Source organism: Amycolatopsis sp. NPDC049688, from assembly GCF_040674975.1.
GTDB lineage: Bacteria > Actinomycetota > Actinomycetes > Mycobacteriales > Pseudonocardiaceae > Amycolatopsis.
Genome location: NZ_JBFANY010000001.1, coordinates 423,891 through 437,846, shown reverse-complemented (window position 1 = coordinate 437,846; position 13,956 = coordinate 423,891). Strand labels below are relative to the sequence as shown.

General features: G+C 72.3%; 14 protein-coding genes. 3 read left to right on the top strand and 11 right to left on the bottom strand.

What is annotated here, in order from left to right:
* Nucleotides 1-9: 9 nt before the first annotated feature.
* From AB0J55_RS01835 to AB0J55_RS01820, 4 genes are all read right to left on the bottom strand, one after another.
* Complete coding sequence (locus AB0J55_RS01835) at nt 10-1,272, bottom strand: hypothetical protein (RefSeq protein ID WP_364241337.1); 1,263 nt, start codon at nt 1,270-1,272, stop codon at nt 10-12.
* On the bottom strand, nt 1,265-3,493 hold the full coding sequence (locus AB0J55_RS01830) for a hypothetical protein (RefSeq protein WP_364241334.1): 2,229 nt from the start codon (nt 3,491-3,493) through the stop codon (nt 1,265-1,267). The genes AB0J55_RS01835 and AB0J55_RS01830 overlap by 8 nt, the downstream gene beginning before the upstream one ends.
* 163 nt (nt 3,494-3,656) lie before the next feature.
* Complete coding sequence (locus tag AB0J55_RS01825) at nt 3,657-3,998, bottom strand: hypothetical protein (RefSeq protein WP_364241331.1); 342 nt, start codon at nt 3,996-3,998, stop codon at nt 3,657-3,659.
* 15 nt (nt 3,999-4,013) lie between these two features.
* Nucleotides 4,014-6,179: a DUF2235 domain-containing protein gene (locus AB0J55_RS01820; RefSeq protein WP_364241328.1), complete on the bottom strand. Its 2,166-nt coding sequence runs from the start codon at nt 6,177-6,179 to the stop codon at nt 4,014-4,016.
* Between the two features lie 119 nt (nt 6,180-6,298).
* Between AB0J55_RS01820 and AB0J55_RS01815 the strand changes: the two genes are divergently transcribed.
* The gene (locus AB0J55_RS01815; RefSeq protein ID WP_364241325.1) at nt 6,299-7,237 is read left to right on the top strand and encodes a MerR family transcriptional regulator; all 939 of its coding nucleotides are present in this window, start codon (nt 6,299-6,301) and stop codon (nt 7,235-7,237) included.
* Nucleotides 7,238-7,252: 15 nt separating this feature from the next.
* Nucleotides 7,253-7,678: a DUF3592 domain-containing protein gene (locus AB0J55_RS01810; protein ID WP_364241322.1), complete on the top strand. Its 426-nt coding sequence runs from the start codon at nt 7,253-7,255 to the stop codon at nt 7,676-7,678.
* Between the two features lie 139 nt (nt 7,679-7,817).
* On the opposite strand, the gene AB0J55_RS01805 is transcribed toward AB0J55_RS01810, so the two are convergent.
* The 3 genes from AB0J55_RS01805 to AB0J55_RS01795 form a co-directional block, all read right to left on the bottom strand.
* Nucleotides 7,818-9,485 (bottom strand): SulP family inorganic anion transporter, encoded by a 1,668-nt coding sequence (locus tag AB0J55_RS01805; RefSeq protein ID WP_364241320.1) that lies wholly within the window; start codon nt 9,483-9,485, stop codon nt 7,818-7,820.
* On the bottom strand, nt 9,482-9,892 hold the full coding sequence (locus tag AB0J55_RS01800; RefSeq protein WP_364241318.1) for a metalloregulator ArsR/SmtB family transcription factor: 411 nt from the start codon (nt 9,890-9,892) through the stop codon (nt 9,482-9,484). The genes AB0J55_RS01805 and AB0J55_RS01800 overlap by 4 nt, the downstream gene beginning before the upstream one ends.
* A gap of 63 nt (nt 9,893-9,955) precedes the next feature.
* Nucleotides 9,956-10,318 (bottom strand): metalloregulator ArsR/SmtB family transcription factor, encoded by a 363-nt coding sequence (locus tag AB0J55_RS01795; RefSeq protein WP_364241315.1) that lies wholly within the window; start codon nt 10,316-10,318, stop codon nt 9,956-9,958.
* 82 nt (nt 10,319-10,400) lie between these two features.
* Here AB0J55_RS01795 and AB0J55_RS01790 point away from each other — a divergent pair, with 82 nt between their 5' ends.
* Nucleotides 10,401-10,871, top strand: a complete 471-nt coding sequence (locus AB0J55_RS01790) for an ArsI/CadI family heavy metal resistance metalloenzyme (RefSeq protein ID WP_364241312.1) — start codon at nt 10,401-10,403, stop codon at nt 10,869-10,871.
* Between the two features lie 41 nt (nt 10,872-10,912).
* Here AB0J55_RS01790 and AB0J55_RS01785 read toward each other — a convergent pair whose 3' ends face one another.
* The 4 genes from AB0J55_RS01785 to AB0J55_RS01770 all read right to left on the bottom strand — a co-directional run bounded on the left by AB0J55_RS01785 (nt 10,913) and on the right by AB0J55_RS01770 (nt 13,903).
* A complete protein-coding gene (locus tag AB0J55_RS01785; protein ID WP_364241309.1) occupies nt 10,913-12,124 on the bottom strand; it encodes a GNAT family N-acetyltransferase in 1,212 nt (403 codons plus the stop codon).
* The gene (locus AB0J55_RS01780) at nt 12,121-12,453 is read right to left on the bottom strand and encodes a metalloregulator ArsR/SmtB family transcription factor (protein ID WP_364241306.1); all 333 of its coding nucleotides are present in this window, start codon (nt 12,451-12,453) and stop codon (nt 12,121-12,123) included. Before AB0J55_RS01780 ends, AB0J55_RS01785 begins: the two co-directional genes overlap by 4 nt.
* A 61-nt stretch (nt 12,454-12,514) precedes the next feature.
* Nucleotides 12,515-12,865 carry an SH3 domain-containing protein gene (locus AB0J55_RS01775; RefSeq protein ID WP_364241303.1) on the bottom strand — a complete coding sequence of 117 codons (351 nt, stop codon included), beginning with the start codon at nt 12,863-12,865 and terminating at the stop codon, nt 12,515-12,517.
* 48 nt (nt 12,866-12,913) lie between these two features.
* A complete protein-coding gene (locus AB0J55_RS01770) occupies nt 12,914-13,903 on the bottom strand; it encodes a DJ-1/PfpI family protein (protein WP_364243372.1) in 990 nt (329 codons plus the stop codon).
* Between the last annotated feature and the right edge of the window lie 53 nt (nt 13,904-13,956).

The following is a 13,956-nucleotide window of genomic DNA, read 5'->3' as shown; positions in this document are numbered from 1 at the left end:
TCGTTCCGGTCAGGCTGCACGGTGGGGACTGAGCGGTGCGGCGTCCGCACCGACGGAGGTGACCCAGGCCAGCAGGGCCGCCTGGTGGTCCGCCGCGGCTTCGGGGGCGAGCACCGCGCGCGTGGACAAGAGGGCGAGGATCCGCAACGGCTCGCGCCGCCTCAGGTAGGCCGAGGTGAGCAGCGAGGGACCCGCCTGCCGGGCCAGTGCGTCCAGCGCCGCCGGCGACACCCGGCTCGGGTCGAGCAGCGCCGAAAGCGGTTTCCCGCCGAACGCCGCCATCGGCAGCCGGGTGCACACGTCGGCCAGGTCGCCCAGCACCGGAAGGCTCGCCCGGGCGAGCGCGCCCGCGTCCCCGTCGGCGCGTTCGACCGGATGCCGGTGGAGCCACGCCGCCGCGAGGTCGTCCCACGGGCCGGCCCCGAACCAGCGGCGGCACAGTTCGACGTTGAACAGCACCCGCAGGAACGGGAAGGGGTGCGGATCGCCGAACCGGATCCGGTACACCGACGGCGTGGGGCCGTCGACGACGTTGGCCAGCGCGGCGACCGGGGCCCAGCCCGCCTGGACGAAGGCGTGGACGTCGCCGGCGATTTCCCCGGCCCAGTCCCGCCAGGTCCGCGCCAGCTCGGCGGACCGCGGCGCGAGCCGGGCCGCCAGCGCGTCGGCGAGTTCGGTGTTCCAGCCCGTCAGGTGGGCGACCTGGTGGCCGGTCTCGTGCAGCAGCGCGGTCGGGTAGGCCAGGTTGTGCCGGGTCAGCTTGATCGCCGCGGCCGGCGAGGGGTGGCTGTGGTCCCACAGCCGGATGCCGGCCCGCAGGATCGAGGCCCCCAGCCCGTGGTCCAGGTACACCAGGGCCGGCGGTGGTTCGAGGCCGACCCGGGTCAGGACCGCGGCCATGCTGTCGCCCGCGAGCGTGTCGTACCCGCGCAGCACCGCCCGCAGCGCCGGGTTGGTCCGGCTGTTCACCGCGTGGCCGTAGAAGTCGAGGATCGTTTCCACCTGCAGGTAGCGGGTGCGCAGTCTCAGCACGGCCGCCCGCACCGCGCCGGGGTCGCCGCCCTGGCCGAGCAGGCGGCGCGCCGCCTTGCCCTCGGCCACCAGCACGGCGACCAGCTCGGACAGCCGGGCGCGGACCTGGCGCTGCAGGTAGTCCTCCAGCGCCTGCCACGCTTCGGGCGCGGCCACCGTGTCGAGGTCGGCGAGCGCCTCGGCCGCGAGCTGCCAGTGGGCCAGCTCCGCCGCCGTCTGCCGGTCCACCGCCTCAGTCACGGTGCCGCCCCGGTCTGATCGCGACGGCCGGGTCGCTCGCCGGGGTGCCCGCGGCGAGCGCCGCCCGGTCGGCGAACCCGAAGGTGAAGGTCAGGGTGGCGCCCGGCGCCGGATCCTGGGCGGCCTTGGCGAGGGTGGCCGCGGCGGCGGGCAACTGGTCCGCCACCGTGCGCAGGACGCCGTCGACGAGCCGCCGGGCGAGCCGGGCCGCGGCCCCCGCCTCCACGGCGATGCCGTGCTTGGTCATCAGCCGGGTCAGCCGGCGTTCGATCGCCCGCAGCGCGGCCGGGCCGAGCAGCCGGCGGACGATCGCGACCACCTGGACGAAGTGCCGTCGCTGCAGGTGCGCGGCGAGCTCGTGGGTGTCCCGCTCGCCGAGCACGAGGTTCACCCGGAGCACCGGTTGCGGCGCCGTGAGGTCGAACAGCACCCCGAGGAAGTGCCGGCGGTGCATCGGACGCCCGCGGTGGCGGAAGCGGAAGTAACGGCTGCCCGGGCGGCGGTGCCCGCCCGGCAGGCCGTGGTGCCCGACGTGGGCCAGGCGCGGGTTGCCGGCCAGCACGGTCGCCGCGGATTCGGTGAGTTCCTCGAACTCCTCGGCCGCGGCGACCGGCCCGTCGGCGGATTCGAACGCGGAGACGTGCCCGAGCCCGCCGCCGGGGAGGAGCTCGTACAGCTCCACTTCGCCGTCGACGGGCCAGGTCTCGGCTCCGTCGTCGAGCAGCCGGCGTTCCAGCGAATCGCCACCGGAGAAGATCACCGCGCGGGCCATGGGCCGGGTGATCCGCACCGGGATGATCCGGCTGTACTTCTTGTAGCGGAAGCACGGCCGGGTGGCGCGCGGCATCATCAGCCACACCCCGTGTTCGCCGTCGACGCCCGGCTCGGCCAGTTCGGGGCGCAGCACCGCGGCGGGGAGGTGGCGCGCGGCCGCCTCGGCGAACGCGTCCTGGATCTCGGTTTCCAGCAGCAGCTCGTTCTCCAGCGACTCCGGCGGCAGCGTCAGCACCTTCCGCACGGTGTCCTCGGCCGCCGCGGCGAGCGCCTCGCCGCCCAGCGCCGCGTCGCCGCCGGTCTCGAGGCCGAGCAGGCCCAGCCCGGCGCTCGCGATGTGCCGGGACAGCAGGTTCGCCGCGTCCTGGCCGACCATGCCCGCGATGAGCTGCGAGAGCGGCTTGGCGATCCCGTCGACGATCCGGTCGCGGCCGATCAACCGGACGCCCATGCGGATCAGCGGCATCGCCGCCATCACCACGGGGATGAACTCCTCGAGCTGCGCGACGGGCGGGACGCCGGGGTCGGCCTCGGCCAGCTCGCGGACCAGCCGGGCGCGGGCGGAGTCCAGGTCGTGCGCGGCCGAAGGCGCGTACGGGTCCTCGCCCGCCGGTTGCAGCTCGGCCAGCAGGTGCGCGGCGGTCGTGTCGTCGGGGGCGGTCACCAGCTCGGCGAGGCTCCGGTCGAACGTGTCCGCGAGCTCCTCCTCGTGGCTGCCGGTCTCGCCGCGGAGCTTGGCGGCGAGCTGGGTGGCCAGCGGGCGCAGGGATTCGGGCAGCTTGCCGATCGCGGTGTCGAGCACCTTGCTCAGCAACGGTTTGACGAGCAGCCGCAGCTGCCCGAACAACGGTCCCAGCGCGAGGTTCCCGACGACGGAAAGCCCTTTCTTCGCGAGCTTGACCGCACCCTTCGCGAGTTTCTTCGCCTTGTCCAGCAGCTTGCCGAAGAACAGCTGTTGCACGTCGGCCGGATCGGTGAACCCGTCGATCCCGGTGGCCGCCTCGATTTCGCCCTCCTGCAGCGAGTCCGCCGGCCGGTCGCCGAAGTACGCCTCCAGCGCGCCCAGCATCCGGTCGGCCTCGCCGGCCAGGTGTTCCAGCCACTGGGTGGTGTCGGCGGTGGCGAGCGTGGGCGCTTCCGAGTCGTTCGACCAGGTCCCGACCGACTTGAGGTGCCGGGCGGCGGCCTCGTCGGCCAGCGCCTCCAGCGCCTCGGTGAACCCGGGATCTTCGAGCTCGGCGACCAGGGCATCGGTCGCCTCGGCCGCCCGATCACGATCCCCGGCGGCCACCGAGGCTTCCGCAAAGGGCGAATGCAGCACCTGCCCGGCCGGCGGCGCGGCCACGGGCCCGGCCACGTTCGCCAGGCTCACCGGCGCGAACGGCGAAGTCGCGCCCATCTCGGTGGTGACTTCTTCGCCGTACGGGTCGAGAACGGGCACGCTCATCGGGAACCTCCACAGCTGACCGCCCCAGCTCTGGATGCCGGCGCGAACCTCCGCGTGCGTCCTGTCTGGACGGACGGTGTGAGTTCAGCGTGGCATCCGGGTTCCGGTGGTCACCAGTGGCTTTTCCGCCACCCGCCTGGGTCCTGGGCACGGCGGGCGGGATTCAGGCGTTGCCGGCCGGGTCTCGCCGGACGAACTTGACCTTCACCGATGTGGTGACCCCGGCCTCGGCAATGAAGCCGAGCTTGCCCTTGGCACTGAACCCCAGCTGGAATTCGGCCTCCTGCATCGCGAATTCCCCGGCTGTGGCGGACATTTCCGCCGCCAGGTCGCGCAGCAGGCCGACCACGGTGCGCCAATCCTGCTCGACCGCGGCCTTCGGCCGGGTGAAGAAGCTCTTGACGAGCTGCGCCCGTTCGCCGAACTCGCGTTCCTCGCCGAGCCGGCCGGGCACCACCTCGGTGCCGGTGATGAAGACGAATTCGTCAGGTGCGGCCTCGTCCACGGTCCCTCCTCCCGGTCAGTCTTCGCAGATCTGCATGTCCCACACGATTTCGTGTTGGCGAAGGAGGTGAACCCGGCCCCGTGGACCTGATCGGAGTGTCGCGTCCCCGAGGAACATGCCGTAGGGGTGTGCCGTCAGCGTTTCCGTGACCAGGGAGCCCGACCAGCCGCCCCGCCCGGAGGCCGTGATCAGCACCTCGGCCGGGACGTTCGGCGTCATGCCGAAACTTCCGCGGATGACGCCTTCCGAAATCTGCGCCTCGATGACGTCCGCCACGACGGTGCCGCCTTCGGGAGTGGTCAGCCTGACCGGGAAGAAGCCGACCACGCCGGTGATCGGGACCACCTGGACGGGTTCCGTGGCCGTGTCTTCGACGATCGCCGCGTCCATGACGCCGCACGAAGCCAGGACCTTTCGCCGGCTCGCGGTGGCCGGATCCTGGTCCGCGGCGCAGAAGTCCACTTTGTCGCCGGCCTGGAGCCGGTACCGGTTGACCCGGCCGCCGGCCACGTGCGCGGCGGTGAGCAGTCCCCGGCCACCGGGAATCCGCACCCGGCAGGTGATCATTCCCTTCTCCCCCGCGACCACGGGGCCGGCGGCATCGCTGAGGACCGGAGGCGGGCGGAGCACGACCGGGAATTCCTGGCCCTCCACGCGGATGCTGAGGGGTGCGGCCTGTAGCAACGCCAGGCGGCGGACGTAGAAGACCACGCCGAGGCGAATCTCGGTGCCGTCGGTCACCAGCCCGATCGCGCTCCGGACCTTGCCGGACACCCGGGTCTGCGTCTTGACCGCGCGGCAGAGGGCCGCGGTCCACAAGGCGGCGCGTTCCAGTTCTTCGGTCAGGAGCCCCTCTGCGCCGGGCGGGTAGACGGCGTCGCGGCCGACGTCCGGCTTGAACTGCGGCACCGCCCGGCCGACGTCCCCGGCGGCCAGGCGCCGGGGAGGGTCTGCGTTCGCGAAGCGACCGTCCCCGCCGTGCCGGCGCTGACGGCGCATCCGGCCGGCGCGGACGAGCAGGTCGGTCACCCCGGGCCGGAGCCGGCCGGTCGCGCGCGGCTCCGGCGTCTCGATCGGCTGGAACCGGCCGGTCCTGAGCGGCTCCGGCGTCCCGACCTCGGGCAGAACGGCCAAGCCGCCCGGCACGCGTTGGACCTGGTGTCCCGGCTGCGCCAGGTAGCCGACGAGGTTGCCGGGCGCGTAGGGCAGGTGCTGGTGGCGATCCACCGCGGTGGACGCGGCGAATTCGGAGTGCTGGTCCGCCACGCCGATGCCACGGTCCGCCGAACCGAACCAGCGGAAGAACCCGGTGAACGAATCGTGCAGTTCGCCCAGTGCATTGCCGGACCCCAGTGCTGCCAAGGCGTCCGGCCGGAAGGCGAGTCCACATTGCTCCGCCCGGTCGGTCATCCAGCGCAGAGCGAGGTCCGAAAGATCGGACACCGGATGCCCGCCGCCGACGTCCGAATGATCTCCGGCGAACCAGACCTGTTCGCACACCTGGCCGGGGTCGCCGGAGGCCTTCCAGACGGCCGCGCTGAACGACTTCCGGTGCTCGTCGACGGCCAGCGCCTGGAAGGCCGACTGCACGATCGAGCTCAGATCCGTGTCGTGGAACTGCCAGCGCTTGTTGAGCCGGTGGATCAGGCGGCCGCCGCTGAGGGGGATGCCCAGTGCGCCCACGGTGTCCCAGACGCCGACGAACCGGATGGGCGTCACGTCTTCGTGCGCGTACCTCGCGCGGAACTCCCGGGCCCGCGGGCTCCCCGGGCCGGTGGCCTGGTCGCGGTCGCGGTAAAGCTGGTAGGCCTCTTCGAGACGGTCCAGGTTCTCCGGGCGCAGGACGCCGCAGTTCCGGATGAAGCCCACGGTGCTGCGCGCGGTGTACGCGCCGCGGCTGAAGCCGAAGAAGAAAAGCTCGTCGCCGGGTTCGTACTGGGTGACGACGAATTTGTAGGCCTCCTGCACTTTGGCCGAGAGTCCCAAACCGAAAGCACCACCGGTGAGATGGTCCCACAGGTCCTTCCCGGTGCCGACGCCGTCGCTGTGGTAAGGGATTTGCCACATCCCGGCCGAGTCCGTTTCGGCGAGGGCTTTCTTGACCTTCGCCACATTCGTGGGATTCGGCTGCCCGAGTTTGTTCCAGGTGCCGTCGCAGCAGATCACCAGTCGTTTCGCCATGTTTTTCTCCCCGGCGTCGGACCGGTAAGTCGCGTCGGGCCACTCGCGCGTTACACGGGGTGAAAAGACTCCGGCGAGGCGCTTGAGTCTCCCTCAAGGGGAGGCTGCAGGCTGACGGTGTGGACGACGAGAACCTCCTCACCATCGGGACGCTGGCCGCGCGGACCGGCCTCTCCGTCAAGACGATCCGCTTCTACGCCGACAAGGGGATCGTTCCGGCCACCTGTCTCAGCCCGGCCGGCTACCGCCTGTACGACGTGGCCGCGCTGGCCCGGCTGGAGCTGGTCCGCACGCTCCGTGCCCTGGACATCGATCTGGCGACGGTCCGGCGCGTCCTGGCCGGTGAGACCTCGCTGGCCGAGGTGGCCGCAGCGCACGCGGCGGCCCTCGACGTGCAGATCCGCGTGTTGCGCCTGCGGCGTGCGGTGCTGGCCGCGGTCGCGAACCGGGAATCGACCCCTCGGGAGATGGATTTGATGCACCGCCTGGTGAACCTGTCCGACGCCGAACGGCGCCGCTTCGTCCACGACTTCGTCGACGACACCTTCGGTGGCGTCGACGCCAACCCGGCCATGGTGGAACTGCTGCGGTCGACCATGCCGGAACTCCCCGGCGACGCCACTCCCGAACAGGTCGAGGCGTGGATGGATCTCGTGGAACTGGTCCAGGACACCGGCTTCCGCGCCGCGGTGCGGCGGATGGCCGAGTACCAGGCGGCGCAGCGCGCCGACGGGGACACCACCGGCCTGCACCACGACCTGACCGAGACGGTACGCGAGAACGTCGGCCGGGCCCTGGACGCGGGGATCGCCCCGGGCTCGGAGGAGGCCGCCGGCATCGTCGCCGCGCTCACCGCATGCTACGCCGAGACGTTCGGCAAGGCCGACGACAGCCGGCTGAAGGAGTGGATCCTCGAACGGCTCGAGGTCGCCGACGATCCGCGCGTCACGCGCTACTGGCAGCTGGTGGCCACCATCAACGGCTGGCCGCCGCTCCCGGACCAGGGCCCGGTGTTCAGCTGGTTCGGCCGGGCTTTACGCGCCTTCGGCCGTCAATGACCGATACCATGAAGTATGGATACGGGGGAATCCGCGGCCGAGAGGCAGGTCTTCGCCTTCGCCGGCACCTGTCTGCTGGTCATCATGGCGATCGTCGGCGCCGTGTTCCTGGTGGCCGGCGGGCGGGCGGTGGCCGAGGAGAACCGGTCGGCCGGGGTGTTCCCCGCCCAGGTGCTGGTGGCTCGGAAGGCGCCGGACTACGAGGTCGCCTTCGCCGGGCCCGATGGTGTGGTGCGCGCCGATGTCACGTCCGGGAACAAGCACCGGTACCGGGTCGGTGACCGGATGGATGTCCGGTACTGGCCCGACCAGCACCGCATCGAACGGGCCGACGACGGAGCCCGGTTCGCCGTCGGGTTCGGGGCGCTGCTGGTGGTGGTCGGTCTCGGTGGTGCCGGTTACCGCGTCGTGCGAGCGCGCCGGCGCCGGATGCCGGCGTAGCGGGCTACCGGGCGGCCAATGCCCGGGGCTGCCGGTCCGTTCGGGACACCGGCGGTGCGGGGGCGCGGCGGAAGCGGTCACAGGCACCGCCCGACGGTCAGGTGTCCATCCGGCTGCTCCCCGTGAACGAGCCGTCTCGTCAGGACTTCGCCGGCAGGCCCGGGGCCGGGGCGGCGCGGGCGCGGTCCACGTGGGAGCGCGCGTGGGCGGCGGCGTCGTCGAGGCTGGCGAACAGGTGGCTGTCGTGGCGGATCTTGGCCAGCGCGCCCGTGGTGGCCAGCAGGTGCCGGTGGTGGTCCTGGACCCCCTTCAGCAGCACCGTGACGCCCCGGGCTTCGAGCTCTTCGATGGCTTCGCCCAACGCCTTGGCGCCGGTCGCGTCGAGCAGGTGCAGGCGGGACAGCCGCAGGATGACGACGAGGACCCCGTCCGCGGCGGCCGCGATGTCGGTCACGACGCGTTCCGACGCGCCCCAGAACATCGCGCCCTCGAACCGGACCACGGCGATGTGCTCGTCGCCCGGGGTGGCCGGGCCGGGCAGGTCGTCGCGGCGGGCCCGGGCGGCCCGGGCGAGGTGGCGCAGGGCGAAGAACGCGGCGACGAGCAGGCCGATCTCGACGGCGAGGATGAGGTCGGCCGCGACCGTGACGATCGCCGTCACCGCGAAGGTGACCGCGCTGGAGCGGCTCGCACGGACGACTTCGCGGACCGTGGCGAGCGAGACCATGCGGAGGCTGGTGACCAGCAGGACACCGGCGAGCGCGGACAGCGGGATCCGGGAGACGAGCCCGGCGGCGGCGTAGATCACCGCGAGGATCACCAGGGCGTGCACGACGGCGGCGAGCCGGGTGCGCGCCCCCGAACGGACGTTGACCGCGGTGCGGGCGATCGCGCCGGTCGCCGGCATCCCGCCGAACAGCCCGCTCGCGATCGACGCCAGGCCCTGGCCGACCAGCTCCCGATCCGGCCGGGTGGGCCCGACCGGCGGGCCGCCGCGGGTCATCGTCGCGGCCACCCGGGCCGACAGCAGCGACTCGATGGCGGCCAGCGCGGCCACCGCGACGACCGCCCCGGCGAGGTCGTGGACCGCACCGAAGCTGACGGACGGCAGGCTGGGAGCCAGGGTGCCCGGCAGGGCCCCGATGCGGGGAATCGGTGCGTGCGTCACTTCCGCGCCGACGGTCACCGCCGCCACGGCCACCAAGGACGCCGGCAGCCCGCGGTGCAGCCGGGGCAGGACCAGCATGAGCACCGCCACGACCGCGACGGCCGCCACCGCCCAGCCGGTCACTCCCCCGGCGACGGCTTTCACCGCGCCCACAAGGGGATTCAGCCCCGCCGCCGCCGTTGTCCCGACAGCCGCGGGAATCTGCTGGAGGAAGATGATGCAGGCGATGCCGAGGGTGAAGCCTTCGACGACCGGCCAGGGCAGGTAGCCCACCAGCCGCCCCAGCCGCGCCGCACCCGCGACGAGCACGACCGCGCCACCGAGGATCGAGACGAGGGCCACCGACGAGGGGCCGTGGGCGGCCACGATCGGCGCCAGGACGACGGCCATCGCCCCGGTGGGGCCGGACACCTGGACCGGCGAGCCGCCGAACACCGCGGCCACGATCCCGGCCACGACGGCTGTGACGAGCCCGGCCGCCGCGCCGGCACCGGAGCTGATGCCGAACGCCAGCGCGAGGGGCAGCGCGACGACGCCGACGGTGATCCCCGCGAGGAGGTCCGCGCGCACGGCCGGGCCGCGCAGGTCGTAGTCGCCCCGGCCCGGGAGGAACTCGCGCGAGCTCCCGAGGACGCTCACGCCCGGACCGCGACGGCGTCGAGGATGGCCTTCGGGCTGGCGCCGGGCAGCGGCGGCAGCTCCCGTGCGGCCCGCAGCTGCGCGGAGCCCGGACGCAGGCTCGACAGCAGGAAGGCCCGCGCCACCACGAGGAGTTCGGCGACCAGCGGCTCGGCGAGCCAGTACTCGACCGCGTTGCCGGAGCGGGCCGAGGTGACGACGCCGGTCCGGCGCAGCACGGCGAGGTGCTGGGACAGCTGGGACGCCTCGCAGCCGGTCACCTCGAGCAGCCGGGTGACCGGCGCACCCTCCTCCCCGGCGGCGGCCAGCACCTCCAGGACCTGGATCCGGGTCGGGTGGGCCAGGCACTTGAAGAGGTCGGCCTTGATCCGGTAGAGCGGCTCGGTCGTGCGGGATCTCGCGGGCATGAGCACCTCCTGGATTGATGACTCTATCAATCCATCAATCCACGGCGGCGCCGGCCTGCCGGGTCACGCCGTGACTGCTTCGCCCGTGGTCGTCAGCACCGCCGACAGCCGCGCGAGCACTTCGGGGTGCACTCGGTAGTAGACCCAGGTGCCGCGCCGGTCGCCGGTGATCAGCCCGGACTCGCGCAGCACCTTCAGGTGATGGGAGATGGTCGGGCCGGTCAGGTCGAAGGCGTCGGTCAGGTCGCAGACGCACGCCTCCCCGCCGTCGTGGGACGCGATCAGCGACAGCAGCCGCAGCCGGACGGGGTCGGCCATCGCCTTGAACAGGTGCGAAAGCTCGACCGCCTGGTCCTGCGTCAGCGGTTCCCGGGACAGGGGTGCACAGCAGGCGTTCATCGCGACGATCGGCAGCTGTTTTGACATGTGTCTATCTTGACAGGCTTCTAAACAGAGGGCAAGCTGAGCTCCTCGCCTGATTCGATGAACGTCAATTCAAGGAGGACTGATGTCACGGGTACAGCTGGCCTTGCGGGTCGGGGACCTGGCCGGATCGATCGACTTCTACTCGAAACTGTTCGGGGCGGAGCCCGCGAAGCTCCGGCCGGGCTACGCGAACTTCGCGATCGACGAGCCCGCGCTGAAGCTGGTGCTGCTGGAGGGCGAGCCGGGCCAGGAGACGGTGATGGACCACCTCGGCGTCGAGGTCGAGTCGACCGACCAGGTCAACGCGGCCACCCAGCGGCTGACCGGCGAAGGACTCGAGACGCTCACCGAGGACGACACCACGTGCTGCTACGCGGTGCAGGACAAGGTGTGGGTGCACGGGCCGGGCAAGGAGCCGTGGGAGGTCTACACGGTGAAGGCCGACTCGACGACGTTCGGCACCGACAGCGCCGCGCTGGTCACCCCGGCGGCGTGTTGCACGCCGGACGCCGAGACCGGTGCGGCGGCCAAGCCGGAGGGCTGCTGCAGCTGAAGGACCGAGGCCGGTGCGCAATCGAGGGGCGCACCGGCTCCTCATCGGCCGATGCGGGTGCTGCGGCGTTCGATCATGACGACGTCCCGCCACACACCGTGGTGCCGGCCGACGCGTTCGCGGAGACCGATCTCCCGGAACCCGGCGCGGCGGTGCAGTTCGCGGCTGGCGGTGTTCTCGGGGAACACGCCGCTCTGGATCGTCCAGATCCCCGCGTTCTCGGTCGAGGCGATCAGCGCGGCCAGCAGCGCGTGCCCGACTCCGCGGCCCTGCGCCTCCGGGTCGACGTAGACGCTGTGCTCGACGACCCCGGCATACACGCACCGCGAGGACACCGCGGAGACCGCGGCCCAGCCGATGACCGTCCCGGCCGGGTCGACGGCGACCAGCCGGTGTTCCTCGAGGTGGGCGGCGTCCCAGGCTTCCCATCCCGGTGCGGCGGTCTCGAAGCTCGCCTGCCCGGTGTCGAGCCCGGCCTGATAGATCGCGAGCACGTGGTCCGCGTGGCCGGCCGTCATCGCAACGACCTCGACCGCCTTGGTGGCGCGGATGATCGCGGAGTAGAGCTTGTCGCCGGTCTCGTGGGTGAGCCGGATGTCGACGCCGACGAGCCCCGCGCGCTGCAGGAGCGTCCGGTAGCGGTCGGCGGTGAGCGCGCCGCCAAGGCATTCGACCGCACCGGCCCGGGCCGCGCGTTCGGCGTCGGTGAGGCTGTCGTCGGCGAGGATGTCGGTGATGCCGAGGCGGCCGCCGGGCCGCAGGACGCGGGCGATCTCGCCGAACACCGCGGCCTTGTCCGCCGACAGGGCGATCACGCAGTTGGAGATGACGACGTCGACCGAGGCGTCCGGCAGCGGGATCCGCTCGATGGTGCCCTTGAGGAACTCGGCGTTGGTCACGCCGGCCTGCCCGGCGTTCCGGCGGGCGAGGGCGAGCATCTCGTCGGTCATGTCCAGCCCGATGGCCCGCCCGCCGGGTCCGACGCGACGGGCGGAGAGCAGGACGTCCAGCCCGCCACCGGAGCCGAGGTCGAGCACGGTCTCGCCCGGCTTCAGCTCGGCGACGGCCAGCGGATTGCCGCAGCCGAGGCTGGTCGCGGTCACTTCGGCCGGAAGCTCCGCGCCGACGTAATGCACGGCGCCGAGCCGCTCGGCGTCCCCTTCGCCGGCCAGCAGGCCGGTCCCCTCCCCCGCCAGAGCCCGCCGGGCAGCGGTGGCATAGCGGTCCCGGACGGCGTCGCGGTCGGGATTCATCGGGCCTCCTCGTCGATGGCCTGGGCGAACGACCGGACCCCGCGGCCCATGACGACGTCCGCAGCACTCGGAAAGCAGGACACGCACTTTTCGTTGACGCGGTAGAGCCGAGCGGTCCCCCGCGGCTCGACCAGTACGAATCCGGTGTCGGCCAGGACCTTCAGGTGCGCGGAGACGGTGGACTGGCCCACGCTGACCTGCTCGACGATCTCCCCCACCGTCATCGGGCTGCCGGTCTCGGCGAGCAGGTTGAGGATCTGCACCCGCGTCGGATCGGCGAGCGCCCGGAACCACCCGGCGTAGGTCTTGGCAGTGTCCCGGTCGAGCAACGGCGACCCCCTCCATCGTCAATCGACGATAGACGATGGAGGGGGTCGTGAGGAAGGCCGATCAGCTGACGAAACGGACGTCCGCGGCGGGCGTGTAGCCCAGGGTCCCGGTGCTCAGGTACACCCTGAACCAGCCGTTGGAGGCCACGCACAGGGCCGGCCCGGTCATGTGCTGGCCCGCCGTCTTGGTTCGCACGACCGGGTATTCCGTGCCGGGGCCGCTCCGGACGACGGTGTTCCTGATGGCCACGTACGTGCAGTCGGCCGTCACCCCGTCACCAGACAGCACGGCGGCGGGCGCCGCCGGTGCGGCCTGCGCGGTGGCGGCGGCGCTGAACGCCAGCACCACTGCCAGGCCCGCGACGCCCAGCCCTCGCCGGACGACATTGCTGTGGTAACTCGTAGTTTCCACGATGGTCCCTCTCGTTCGGTTCCGCAGGTGAGGCACGCGCTTGCGCGCTCACCTCTCACCCCGGGGAGTTTCGGGACCTTCCTCGTCCAGCGGTGGCGGCATGTCCGCCATCCTGCGAATCCTGTCTCCGGTCATCCCGTAGTGGCCGAGGAACGCTTGGCGCAGCGTTTCCGCGGACCGGAACCCGCAGCGCCGGGCGATCGTGGCCAGGGACAGTTCGCTGCCCCGGGCCAGGTGCGCCGCGGCTTCGGTCCGGGCCACCCGTACCGCGCGCGCCGGGGTGACACCCCATTGACCGGTGAAGAGGCGGGTGAGGTGCCGGGTGCTGATGCCGGCCCGTGCCGCCAGCGCCCGCGGGCTGAGGTCGTCGGCGAGGTGGGTGGCGATGTACCCCGCGAGGTCCCGCACGATCCGATCCCCCGGCGGCGGCGCCAGGAACGTGCTGATCTGCGCCTGGTTGGCCGGCCGGTGCAGGTAGGTGACCAGCTCCCGGGCGACCTCACGGGCCAGCGTGGGACCGTGGTCGTCCTCGACCAGCGCCAGCGCGAGGTCCAGCGCGCTGGTGACGCCGGCGGAGGTGTAGACGTTGCCGTCGCGCACGTAGATCGGGGCCGGGTCCACGGTGACGGCCGGGAACACCGAGGCCATCAGGTCGCTGTAGCCCCAGTGGGTCGTGACCCGGCGGCCGTCGAGCAGTCCGGCCGCGGCCAGCACGAAGGCACCGGTGCACACCGAGGCGATCCGCCTACTGCGGGGAGCCAGCCGCCGCACCTGCGTGAGCAGCCGGTCATCGGTCATCGCGGTCTCCGTGCCGTGCCCGCCGACGACCAGCAAGGTGTCGATCCGGCCGGTCACGGACGCGAGACGCCGGCCGCCGGCGAGGCCGATGCCGGACGAGCTGCGCACCGGTTTCCCGGTCACCGAAGCGAGTTCGATCCCGTACGGCGGACTCGCCCGGTATTCGTTCGCGATCTCGAAGGTCGCGCTCGCGCAGGCGACATCGAGGATCTGCGCATCGTCGTAAGCGACCACCAGCACCCGGCGAGCCGCCGCGTTTCGGGCCACTCGAACCGCCACCCCCCGTTGTGGAC